The following is a 12493-nucleotide window of genomic DNA, read 5'->3' as shown; positions in this document are numbered from 1 at the left end:
CGGCGGCCCACACATGTAGTACTCGCAGTCTTCCGGCGCCGGATGGTCCTTCAGGTACTGCTCGTACAACACGTTATGGATAAAGCCGGTGAGCCCGGTCCAATTGTCTTCCGGCTGGGGATCGGACAACGCCAGATGCCATTCGAAGTTGTCGTTTTCTTCGGCCAGGATGTCATATTCATCGTTGTAGAAGGTCTCACGCCAGCTTCGGGCACCGTACCAGAAGCTGATCTTGCGCTTGGAATTGAGACGCTTCAGCTGATCGAAAATATGACTGCGCATGGGCGCCATCCCGGCACCACCACCGATGAACACCATTTCCGCATCGGTCTTCTTGGCAAAGAACTCACCGAAGGGCCCGAACACGGTAATCTTGTCACCCGGCTTCAGGCTGAACACGTAGGAACTCATGATGCCCGGAGAAATGTCCTTGGAACCCGGAGGCGGCGTGGCAATCCGGATATTGAACTTGAGAATGCCCTTCTCTTCCGGGTAGTTGGCCATGGAGTAGGCGCGGATCACTTCCTCATTGTTCTTGCAGCTCAGATCGAAGAAGTTAAAACGCTCCCAGTCACCCCGGTACTCTTCGCCAATATCGAAATCGGAGAATTTCACGTCGAACGGCGGCGCTTCCAGCTGCACATAGCCACCCGCGCGGAAGTCCACGTTCTCGCCTTCCGGCAATTTGAGGGTCAGCTCTTTAATGAAAGTGGCCACGTTATCGTTGGCGATAACCTCGCACTCCCATTTTTTCACACCGAAGAACTCTTCCGGCACTTCGATCTTCATGTCCTGCTTCACGTTCACCTGGCAGCTCAGGCGCCAGCCGTCGCGAATTTCGCCCTTGGTGAAGTGGCCTTCTTCGGTGGGCAGAATATCGCCACCGCCGTCCAGCACCTTGCACTTGCACTGGGCACAGGTACCACCGCCACCACAGGCAGAAGACAGGAAGATACCCTGATTGGCCAGGGTTCCCAGCAACTTGCCACCGGCAGGGGCATCGATGGATTTCTCTTCATCGCTGTTGATGTTGATGTGCACATCCCCGCTGGCCACCAGCCGGGAACGGGCCATCAGGATCACCGCCACCAGTGCCAGCACAATGGCGGTGAACATGACCACACCGAGAATAATCTCAAAACTCATGATTCAACCCCTTCGCTTACAGCTGCACGCCGGAAAAAGACATGAAGCCCAGAGACATCAGCCCCACGGTGATGAAGGTGATACCCAGACCCTTCAGACCGTCCGGCACATCACTGTATTTCAGCTTCTCGCGAATACCGGCCAACAGCGTGATCGCCAGTGCCCAGCCAACCCCGGCACCGACACCGTAGACCATGGATTCACCAAAGGTGTAGTCACGTTCCACCATGAACAGGGACGCACCCAGAATGGCGCAGTTCACTGTGATCAGCGGCAGGAAGATGCCCAGAGCGTTGTAGAGACTGGGTACATACTTGTCGAGCGTCATTTCCAGGATCTGCACCAGTGCGGCGATAACGCCGATATAGCTCAGCAGGCCCAGGAAACGCAGGTCCAGGCTGGCCAGGGATTCAATCCCGGTCCAGGCCAGGGCGTTCTCGTCCAGCAGGTAGGTAAGGATCAGGTTGTTCACGGGCACGGTAATGGTCAGTACCACTACCACCGCAACCCCCAGACCAATTGCGGTCTGGATCTTCTTGGACACGGCAATAAAGGTACACATGCCCAGGAAGAAGGCCAACGCCATGTTTTCAACAAAGACGGCGCGGACGAACAGGCTCAGATAATGTTCAAACATTCCTCGTCTCCGTTAAAACGCGTCGCTGACACGGGTGTGTGGCTTCATCTTGAAGGTATCTTCTTCCACCTGTTCCGGCTTCCATACCCGGATCGCCCAGATGAACAGGCCGATCAGGAAGAAGGCACTCGGCGGCAGCAGCATCATGCCGTTGGTCACGAACCAGCCACCATCTGCAGCCTTGGTCAGGATCTGCTGACCAAACAGGCTGCCGGCACCCAGCAGTTCACGGATGAAGCCCAGGCCCAGCAGGATCACGGAGTAACCCAGGCCATTGCCCACACCATCCAGGAAGGACGGGATCGGCGGATTCTTCATGGCGAAGGCTTCCGCACGCCCCATCACGATACAGTTGGTGATGATCAGCCCCACGAACACGGACAGCTGCTTGGAAATGCTGTAGGCGTAGGCCTTGAGGAACTGGTCCACCACGATTACCAGCGAGGCAATAATGGTCATCTGCACGATGATCCGGATGCTCGAGGGAATCGAGTTACGGATGCAGCTCACAAAAAAGTTGGAGAACGCCACCACCACGGTCAGTGCGATACACATGGTTAAAGTGGTGCTCAGGTTACTGGTTACCGCCAGGGCGGAGCAGATACCCAGGATCTGCAACGCGATGGGGTTGTTGTCGAAAATCGGACCAAAAAGAATGTCCTTGGTTTTCTCCGCCATTACGCGTCTCCTTCCTGCTGTACGACCGCTTCACCGTTCTGCATGCGCTTCAGGTAGGGACCGAAACCGTTTTCGCCGACCCAGAAGCGCAGCAGGTTGCTGACACCATTACTGGTCAGGGTTGCACCGGCAAGACCATCCACCTTGTGCTCGGCATTCGGCGTTTTGCTGTCAACGGAACCCTTGACCACCTGGATTTCCACTTCACCCTGCTCACCGTAAAGCTTTTTGCCTTCCCACAGGGCTTTCCATTTCGGATTGTCCACTTCACCACCGAGGCCCGGAGTCTCACCGTGCTCGTAGAAACCCAGACCGGACACGGTGTTGGCATCCGGCTCAAGTGCCAGGAAACCATACAGGGTAGACCACAGGCCATAGCCGTGAACCGGCAGAATGATGCGACTCAGCTCGCCGTCATCACCACGGGCCAGGAACACTTCCGCTACCTTCGCCTGGGACTTGATGCCGGCGATATCCTCTTTACCGCTGAGTCGCTCGGAACGCTGGGGATCCTTGGCAGCCTTACGCTGGTCATAGGATTCCGGCATCTCGACGTATTCACCGGTATCGATATCGACAAAACGACGTTCAATACTTTTGAACACCGTATTCACATCCACGCCGGGCTGGTACAGGCCAGCGGCCTGCAGGATGTTCATGCGCTTGTCCAGCAGCTGGTTCTTGCTCTGTACCGGCCGCAGGCTTACCGCTGCGGTGGCAACCACCACACCGCATACCACACAGACCAGAAAGGCAACCAGCAGCGTCTTGCCTACACTTTCTTTATTCGCTGACATTTACACTTCTCCCCCGGTCCGGCGCAGACGACGACGAACGTTCGCCTGTACAACAAAGTGGTCGATTAACGGCGCACAGAGGTTGGAGAACAGGATGGCCATCATCACACCCTCCGGGAACGCCGGATTCACCACCCGGATCAGAACAACCATGACACCGATCAGCGCGCCAAAGATGTACTTGCCGGTATTGGTCATGGAAGCCGATACCGGATCGGTCGCCATATAGATCATGCCGAAGGCAAAGCTGCCCACGGTCAGGTGCCAATACCAGGGCATGGCAAACATGGGGTTAGTGGCGGAACCCACCGCATTCAGCAGGGTACTCAGCGCCACCATGCCCAGGAATACGCCCAGCACGATGCGCCAGGAGGCCACCTTGGTCAGCAACAGTGCCGCACCACCGATCAGAATCGCCAGGGTGGACGTTTCACCGATGGAGCCCTGAATACCGCCCAGGAAGGTTTGCATCCAGGAGATGTTGGCACCGGCATCCGCGGTCAGGTTGCTGGCGAAATCCAGCTGCCCGGCAGCGGCCAGCGCCAACGGCGTCGCACCGGAGAAGTTATCCACCGCCGTCCATACCGCGTCACCGGACATTTCTGCCGGATAAGCGAAGAACAGGAATGCCCGCCCGACCAACGCCGGGTTGAGGAAGTTCTTGCCGGTACCGCCAAATACTTCCTTGCCGATAACCACGCCAAAGGAAATCCCCAGGAACACCTGCCACAACGGGATGGCCGGAGGCAGAATCAAGGTAAACAGGATCCCGGTAACGAAGAAACCCTCGTTCACCTCGTGACCGCGTTTCCAGGCAAACAGGCCTTCCCAGATGAAACCACCCAGATAGACCACAATCAGAATCGGCACGTAGTAAACCATGCCGTGCAGCAGGTTCGACCACAGACTGGAGGCATCAAAGCCTGCCAGCGCCATGACCAGATCGCTACGCCAGCCGGGAATCGGGCTGAAGCCTTCAGCAATCTGCAGGTTGGCCTGATAACCGGTGTTCCACAGCCCGAACAGAATTGCCGGGAAAGCGCAGAACCACACCGTCATCATGATCCGCTTGAGATCGATACCATCACGTACATGCGCGGAGGACCGGGTCACCGAATCCGGGGTGTACAGCATGGTGTCGAACATTTCGTAGAAGGTGTAATACTTCTCGAACTTGCCGCCCTCGTGAAAATGCGGGGCAACCTTGTCGTCCAGAAAACTTCTCATGCCCATGCTCAGCTCTCCGCTTCAATGGTGGTGAGATTGTCGCGCAGAATCGGACCGTATTCGTACTTGCCCGGGCACACAAAGGTGCAGAGGGCCAGGTCTTCTTCCACCAGCTCAAGCGCGCCCAGTGCCGTGGCACTGTCGGTATCGCCAACAATCAGAGCACGCAGCAACTGGGTTGGCAGGATATCCAGCGGCATCACTTCCTCGTAGGCGCCCACCGGCACCATGGCCCGCTCGGAACCGTTGGTGGTGGTGGTAAAGTTGAAGCGCTTACCCGGCATCAGCTTGGACAAGTAGATGTTCATGACCGAGAAGCGGTTCACGCCCGGGGAGATATACCCCAGCAGTTGACGTTCATGGCCTTCAGACAACACTGTCACCTGATTAACGGTGCGGTTCAGGAAGGCCACCGGCCCCTGAGCATTATGACCGCCGAACACAGAGCCGCTGATCAGGCGGTTATCGCCCTCTTTCAGCTCACCCTGAACGAAGTCATCGGTGCTGGCGCCCACGCGGGTACGCAAGGAACGCGGTGTTTTCACCTGCGGGCCGGCCAGAGCCACCACCCGCTGGGAATAGATCTTGCCTTCGGTAAACAACTTGCCGATGGCAATCACGTCCTGATAACCGATCGACCATACCGTCTTCTTCAGGCTAACCGGGTCCAGGTGATGAATGTGTGTACCCACATTGCCTGCCGGGTGCTTGCCGGCAAAGGCTTCTTCACGGACCTGACCGCCGGCAAAGCTTGGCAAATCGGTGTTGGGGCCACGACATACCCACACCGGGCCATCGGTGAGACGGCTCAGCACGGCAAGGCCATGACGGAAAGCCTGCTCGTTTTCCTTGATAACCAGCGCAGGCTCCTGGGCCAGCGGGTTGGTATCGAGTACGGAAACGAAGATGGAGTTCGGAATACTGCCCGGCGCCGGTACCTTGCCGAAGGGGCGAGTCCGCAACAAGGTCCACTCGCCGGAGTCAACCAGCTGACGCTGGACCGTTTCACGGTCCAAACCGCCAATCTGGTCGGCACTGTAGGAATCAAAAGTGACTTCGTCTTCCTGCTCGGCCACTTCAATCACCACCGATTGAAGCACGCGCTTGTGGCCACGATTGATCGCCACCACCTTGCCCGCTGCAGGAGCGGTGTATTTCACACCCTCGGTTTTCTTGTCCGTGAAGATCAACTGGCCTTTTTTGACCACATCGCCTTCGCGGACCTCCATGGTGGGTTTCATGCCCACATAGTCACCGCCGAGCACGGCAACAGAACGAACCTGGTGGCCTTCCTCAATCGTCTGGCGCGGCGCACCAGCGATGGGCAGATCCAGGCCCTTCCTGACTTTAATCATAGTTTCTCGCCCACGTTGCGTGTTGCTGAAGTCGAGGCACATCCGCCTGCAAGCCCCGAAAAGCGGGGAAAATGCCGAGGATGTTCGCTAAAACCGGAATTTGACTTGGGAGCTAGCAGCTGCCAGCGGCGCCATTATAAAGACGCACCTGCCCATTCGCCAGCACCGTCCGACCCGTCTTTCGTCGCACAGAACTGCTTTGGTGCAAAAGAAAAGCCGGTCATGCACCGAAAAAAAGCCCGCAGCGCGGGCTTTTTATTCAAACGCCGTTCAGTCCTTCGGATACGCCGGGTATTCCACCCCGGAGATCTGCTGCAGGATGCGCAACACCTGACAGCTGTAACCGAACTCGTTGTCGTACCACACGTACAGTACGCAATGGCGCCCACTGACAATGGTAGCCTCCGCATCAATCACGGAAGCGTGACGGGAACCCACGAAGTCGGTGGAGACCGCATCCGGGCTGCTGACGAAATCCACCTGGCGCTGCAGCGGAGAATGCAGGCTCACCCAACGCAGGTACTCGTTGAGTTCTTCCAGGGTGGTTTCCTTGCCCAGGGTCAGGTTCAGGATCGCCATGGACACGTTCGGGGTCGGTACCCGGATGGAGTTGCCGGTGAGCTTCCCTTTCAGGGACGGCAGCGCCTTGGCAGCAGCCGTCGCCGCACCGGTTTCGGTCAGCACCATGTTCAGGGGAGCAGAGCGGCCGCGACGAGGACCTTTATGGAAGTTATCCAGCAGGTTCTGGTCGTTGGTGTAGGAATGCACGGTTTCCACGTGGCCGTATTCGATGCCGAACTTGTCTTCCAGCGCCTTCAGCGGCGGCACGATGGCATTGGTGGTGCAGCTGGCAGCGGAGATGATCTTGTCGCTGTCCTCGATCATGTCGTTATTCACGCCATGAACAATGTTTTTCATATCACCTTTGCCCGGCGCGGTCAGCATGACACGGGCAACGCCCTTGCACTGAAGGTGCTGGGAGAGACCTTCCGCATCGCGCCACTTACCGGTGTTATCGATCACCACAGCATTATTGATGCCGTACGCGGTGTAATCGATGGCAGACGGGTCACTGGAGTAGATCACCTTGATGAAGTTGCCGTTGGCGATGATGGCATTTTCTTCTTCATCCACGGCAATGGTGCCGGCGAACGGGCCGTGCACGGAGTCACGACGCAGCAGGCTGGCACGCTTCTGCAGGTCACCCTTGCCGGACTCACGCACTACGATGGCTTTCAGGCGCAGGCCGTCACCGGAACCGGCTTTCTCGATCAGCAGACGGGCCAGAATACGGCCAATACGACCAAAACCGTACAGCACCACGTCCGTGGAGCTGGGCACCGGCCCCTTGTTATTGACCGCTTCCGCCAGCTCTTCGCGCACATAGTCCTCAAGGGACAGGCCGCGGTTGTCTTTCTTGTACTCTACCGCCAGTTTGCCGATATCAATGCGGCAGGGGCCCAGGTCCAGCTTGTTCACTTCCTGCAGAATCGGGAAGGAATCCACCACAGACAGCTCGGAATCTTCGACCTGCTTGACGAAACGGTGGGCTTTCAGGATCTGGATAACAGACTTGTTGACCAGGGAACGGCTGTAAACAGTGGTGGTGACGTTCTTTTCGCGATGCAGCTTGCCAATCATCGGGATCATGGCTTCTGCGATTTCTTCGCGGTTCTTCCAGCGTCCGAAGTGGTCTTCCAGTTTGTTCACGGAGATGCCCCTCTCAGGTTGGGTTCGGGTGAAGAAAACCGTGGCTGGCACCGAAATGCCCGGTTTCTGCGTTCACCGGCGGTGGAGTTTGGGGCGCGAATAATATCGCCAAACGCCACGTTTATCCACCCAAATGGCGGGGATATTACGGTTTCACGAACAATGCTTTCACACGTTCACGCAACACCGGTAAAACCGCTTCCTCGAACCAGGGCCGCTGGCGCAGCCATAGCCGGTTTCGCGGGCTCGGATGAGGCAGCGGGAAGTAGCCAGACTGCAGGGCCCGGTCGAAATCCCGGACATTGTCCGACAGGGTCTTGCCCGGCGACGGCAGGTAGTATTTCTGCGCATACTGCCCCACCAGCAGGGTCAGCTGCAGATCCGGCAGCTCCGCCAGCAACCGTTCATGCCACTGGGGAGCACATTCCGGCCTGGGCGGCAAGTCGCCCCCCTTGCCACGGCCCGGGTAACAGAACCCCATGGGAATAATGGCGATCTGGTTTTCGTCATAAAAGGCTTCCCGGTCCATCTGCAGCCAGTCACGCAGACGGTCCCCGGATGGATCATTCCAGGGAATGCCGGTTTCATGGACCCGGGTGCCCGGTGCCTGCCCCACGATCAGCAACCGGGCGCTCTGCCCTGCCCGCACCACGGGGTTCGGCCCCAAAGGCAGATGGGCCTCACACAACCGGCAGGCCCGGACCTCCTCCAATAAAGGAATCAGTGAACTCATGCCACCGGGCTGTCCGAACGGTGCAGACGCATCAGCCCTTCCTGCGCCACCGAGGCCACCAGGGTGCCGTCCTGGCGATAGATGGAACCGAAATTCATCCCCCGGGAGCCTCCGGCAAAGGGGCTCTCGCTGCGATACAGCAGCCATTCATCAATACGGAAATCCCCGTGGAACCACATGGCATGGTCGATGCTCGCGCACTGCACATGGGGCTGCCAGAAGTTCATGCCGTGGGGCAGCATGGCGGTCCCCATCAGCCCGAAATCCGAGCAGTAGGCCAGCAGCGCCCGCTGGGTCATGGGGTCTGCCTCCACCGAATCGACCACCTTGAACCACACTTCCCGCAGCGGCGGTTCCGGCTGGGAAGAAATCGGATCACGGGGCGTGACCGGGCGGAATTCCACCGGCCGATCCTGGAGAAAGGCTTCGCGGTACTGTTCCGGCAACCGTGCCACCAGCTTCTGCCGGGCCGCCTCGTCATTCTCCAGGCCTTCCGGGCCTGCCACCTCCGGCATGGGCGCCTGATGGGCAACGCCCTCCTCTTCGACCTGGTACGACGCCGCCAGCGAGAAAATCGGCCGGCCATGCTGGATGGCGTTGACCCGGCGGGTAGTAAAGCTCCTGCCGTCCCGAATGCGGTCCACATCGTAGACAATGGGCTTGGTGAAATCTCCGGCCCGCAGGAAATAGGCGTGCAAGGAGTGCACGGAACGATCAGCTGGCACGGTTTTCGACGCCGCCAGCAACGCCTGCCCTGCCACCAGCCCCCCAAACACACTTTGCTGGCCGTTGGCCTGGCTTTGCCCCCTGAACAAATTATTTTCCAGCTGCTCCAGGTCAAACAGCGCCATCAGTTCCCGAACCGATGCATTCATAGCCAATCCTCAGCGCAAAAAACAAAAACGCATCTTAACCGCTGTCAGCCCGCATGTTCAGCCCCCACCCTGCAGGAGCCCCGGTTGACGCTGCAATGGCCGGGGAAGCCCCTCACCGCTACAATACGCCGCCTGATACCCCACCGAACACGCAGGAAACGGGTCTTAATGAAGTTACTCCCTGACAGCCCTCTTTTCCCCACCGGCCCCGAGCACTACAAAGACTGGGCCGGGCTGGACAGCGGTAGCCTGGCTGCGGTGCTGGCCGAGCTGGCCCGAAGCCAGGACCATCTGTTTGTGGTGTTGGCCCCCAACAGCAGCCGTGCCCAGCACCTGGCCGACTCACTGGATTTTTACCTGGCGGGCAGCCAGACGCCGGTGATGCTGTTTCCGGACTGGGAGACCCTGCCCTACGACCTGTTCAGCCCCCATCAGGACATTATCAGCGACCGTATCCGCGTGCTTCACCAGCTGCCCACCAGCCACAAGGGCATCCTGGTCGTCCCCGTGAATACCCTGATGCAGAGGCTGGCGCCACCACTGCACATCACCGGCAACAGCTTCCTGCTCAAGGTGGGCGACACCTTTGACATGGAAGCGACCCGCCAACGGCTGGTGGCCTGTGGCTATCGACAGCGGGATAACGTCTACGAACATGGCGAATTCGCCGTACGCGGCGCCATCATGGATATCTTCCCCATGGGCGCGGATCAACCCTTCCGTATTGAGCTGTTCGACGACGAGATCGAATCCCTGCGCCTGTTCGACGCGGAAAGCCAGCGCTCCACCGGCAAGGTGGAAGAGATCACCCTGCTGCCGGCGGCGGAATACCCGCTCAGCGCTGACGGCATCAGCAGCTTTCGCACCGCTTTCCGCGATACCTTTGACGTGGACACCCGCGGCGTACCGCTCTATCAGGATGTGTCCGATGGCCTGTCGGCGCCGGGGCTGGAGTACTACCTGCCCTTGTTCTTCGAGCACATGGCCACCCTGTTTGACTACCTGCCCGACGATGTACGGCTGGTGGAAATGGCCGGCAGCCAAGGTGCCGTGGAGCATTTCTGGGCGGACGTGGAACAACGCTATGAATCCCGCCGCCACGATATCCACCGGCCCATTCTGGCACCCTGGAAACTGTACCTGCGTCCGGAGGAGCTGGGCGCCTCCCTCAAGCAACATCCCCGGGCAAGGCAGACCGGCAGTGATGCCGACAGGAAACATGCCATCCAGTTCGACGTGGCAGCCATGCCGGCACTCACCGCCGACGTGCGCGCCAGCAATCCGCTGGCCCTGTTGCATACCTTCGCCGACGCCCATCCGGACACCCGCATTCTGCTCTGTGCGGAAACCGCCGGCCGCCGGGAGGCCCTGCTGGAGCTAATGCAGAAAATCGGCATCCAGCCATCGCTGAAAGACAACTGGCCGGACTTTATCGCCCGGCCGGAGCGCTGGAGCCTGACCCGTGGCGAGCTGGATGCGGGCTTTTACGCCCCCGAACATGAACTCTTGGTGGTCACCGAAAACGACCTTTACGGGGAGCGCGTCCTGCAACGCCGGCGCCGTAAATCCAGCAGCGACGATGGCGCCGCCGAGCAGGCTTTCCGCTCCCTGGGCGAGCTCACGGAAGGCTCCCCGGTGGTGCATCTGGAACACGGCGTGGGCCGCTATCTGGGCCTGATCCACATGGAAGTGGACCGCCAGCAACACGAATTCCTGCTGCTGGAATATGCCGGCGGCGACAAACTCTACGTGCCGGTCTCTTCTCTGCATCTGATCAGCCGCTACGGCGGCGGCGATACTGCCCCGCTCAACCGGCTGGGCACCGAGCAGTGGAGCAAGGCCCGGCAGAAGGCGGCGGAAAAAATCCACGATGTGGCCGCGGAACTGCTCAACACCTACGCCCGCCGCGAGGCCCGCCAGGGCAAGCAGTTCGACGTGGACATGAGCGATTACGAGCGCTTCAGCGCCGGCTTCCCCTTTGAGGAAACCCCGGACCAGCAGGCCGCCATTGCCTCGGTGATTGCCGACATGCAATCCAGCCAACCCATGGACCGGCTGGTGTGCGGCGATGTGGGCTTCGGCAAGACCGAAGTGGCCATGCGCGCCGCCTTTGTGGCGGTGGAAAACCAGACCCAGGTGGCGGTGCTGGTGCCCACCACCCTGCTCGCCCAGCAGCATTACGAATCCTTCACCGACCGCTTTGCCGACTGGCCGGTGAATATCGAAGTGTTGTCACGCTTCCGCAGCGCCAAGGACAAGACCCAGGTCCTCAAACGCCTGAAAGAAGGCAAAGTGGATATCCTGGTGGGCACCCATCAGTTGCTGCAGGAAACCGTGTCGTTCAGCGACCTGGGGCTGATCATCGTGGACGAGGAACACCGTTTCGGGGTACGCCACAAGGAACGGCTCAAGCAGATGCGCGCCGAGTGCGACATTCTCACCCTCACCGCCACGCCGATCCCCCGCACCCTGAACATGGCCTTCAGCGGCATGCGCGACATCTCCATCATCGCCACCCCGCCGCAGAAACGCCTGTCCGTAAAAACCTTCGTGCAGCAGCACAACGACACCACCATCAAGGAGGCCCTGCTCCGTGAGCTGCTCCGGGGGGGGCAGGTGTATTACCTGCACAACGACATCGACACCATGGAGCGGACCGCCGAGGACATCCGCAAGCTGGTCCCCGACGCCCGCGTAGGGATTGCCCACGGGCAGATGCGCGAGCGGGAACTGGAAGCGGTGATGAGCGACTTCTACCACCGTCGCTTCAATGTGCTGGTTTGCTCCACCATCATCGAAACCGGTATCGATGTGCCCAGCGCCAATACCATCATCATTGATCGGGCAGACAAGCTGGGGCTGGCTCAGCTGCACCAGTTGCGTGGCCGGGTTGGCCGCAGCCATCACCAGGCCTACGCGTATCTGATCACGCCAAGCCCCAAGGCAATGACCAAGGACGCCCTCAAACGACTGGAGGCCATCGAACAGGCCACCGACCTGGGGGCCGGCTTCATGCTCGCCAGCCAGGATCTGGAAATTCGTGGCGCCGGGGAACTGTTGGGCGAAGAGCAGCATGGCAACATCGAAACCATCGGCTTCAGTCTCTACATGGAGATGCTGGAACAGGCGGTGGAAGCCCTGAAACGGGGCGAACAACCGGACGTGGAAAAGCCCCTCAGCGGCGGCCCGGAGCTGAACCTGCGCATTCCCGCACTGATTCCCGAGGATTACCTGCCCGACGTGTTCGGCCGATTGACACTCTACAAGCGCATTGCCGGCTGCAAGACCCGCGATGGCCTGAAAGAGCTGCAGGTAGAGATGATCGACCGCTTCGG

At 59.4% G+C, this 12493-nt stretch carries 10 protein-coding genes; 1 reads left to right on the top strand and 9 read right to left on the bottom strand.

Translation table 11 applies throughout. From position 1 onward, the window contains the following. From nqrF to tesB, 9 genes are all read right to left on the bottom strand, one after another. A partial coding sequence (nqrF, locus tag A3714_RS15915; RefSeq protein WP_063527202.1) for an NADH:ubiquinone reductase (Na(+)-transporting) subunit F occupies positions 1-1146 on the bottom strand: 1146 nt, incomplete at its 3' end. Positions 1147-1162: 16 nt separating this feature from the next. Next, positions 1163-1783, bottom strand: a complete 621-nt coding sequence (nqrE, locus tag A3714_RS15910; protein ID WP_062816544.1) for an NADH:ubiquinone reductase (Na(+)-transporting) subunit E — start codon at positions 1781-1783, stop codon at positions 1163-1165. Positions 1784-1795: 12 nt separating this feature from the next. Further along, positions 1796-2461 carry an NADH:ubiquinone reductase (Na(+)-transporting) subunit D gene (locus tag A3714_RS15905; RefSeq protein ID WP_062816543.1) on the bottom strand — a complete coding sequence of 222 codons (666 nt, stop codon included), beginning with the start codon at positions 2459-2461 and terminating at the stop codon, positions 1796-1798. Then, positions 2461-3258 carry a Na(+)-translocating NADH-quinone reductase subunit C gene (locus tag A3714_RS15900; RefSeq protein WP_062816542.1) on the bottom strand — a complete coding sequence of 266 codons (798 nt, stop codon included), beginning with the start codon at positions 3256-3258 and terminating at the stop codon, positions 2461-2463. Before A3714_RS15900 ends, A3714_RS15905 begins: the two co-directional genes overlap by 1 nt. Continuing rightward, entirely contained in the window at positions 3259-4491 is a 1233-nt protein-coding gene (locus A3714_RS15895; protein ID WP_062816541.1) for an NADH:ubiquinone reductase (Na(+)-transporting) subunit B, read from the bottom strand. Between the two features lie 2 nt (positions 4492-4493). Then, positions 4494-5840 (bottom strand): Na(+)-translocating NADH-quinone reductase subunit A, encoded by a 1347-nt coding sequence (locus A3714_RS15890; RefSeq protein WP_062816540.1) that lies wholly within the window; start codon positions 5838-5840, stop codon positions 4494-4496. Positions 5841-6110: 270 nt separating this feature from the next. After that, entirely contained in the window at positions 6111-7550 is a 1440-nt protein-coding gene (locus A3714_RS15885; protein WP_082844665.1) for a glyceraldehyde-3-phosphate dehydrogenase, read from the bottom strand. Positions 7551-7695: 145 nt separating this feature from the next. Then, positions 7696-8283: a uracil-DNA glycosylase family protein gene (locus A3714_RS15880; protein WP_063508613.1), complete on the bottom strand. Its 588-nt coding sequence runs from the start codon at positions 8281-8283 to the stop codon at positions 7696-7698. Further along, positions 8280-9158 carry an acyl-CoA thioesterase II gene (gene tesB, locus A3714_RS15875; RefSeq protein ID WP_062816538.1) on the bottom strand — a complete coding sequence of 293 codons (879 nt, stop codon included), beginning with the start codon at positions 9156-9158 and terminating at the stop codon, positions 8280-8282. Before tesB ends, A3714_RS15880 begins: the two co-directional genes overlap by 4 nt. Positions 9159-9326: 168 nt before the next feature. On the opposite strand from tesB, the gene mfd reads away from it, so the two are divergent. Then, a partial coding sequence (gene mfd, locus A3714_RS15870; protein WP_063527201.1) for a transcription-repair coupling factor occupies positions 9327-12493 on the top strand: 3167 nt, incomplete at its 3' end.

The organism is Alcanivorax sp. HI0007 (genome assembly GCF_001635525.1).
In the GTDB taxonomy this organism is placed as follows: domain Bacteria; phylum Pseudomonadota; class Gammaproteobacteria; order Pseudomonadales; family Alcanivoracaceae; genus Alcanivorax.
Note: the sequence above shows the minus strand (reverse complement) of the source record. Positions and strands in the feature narration are given on the sequence as shown.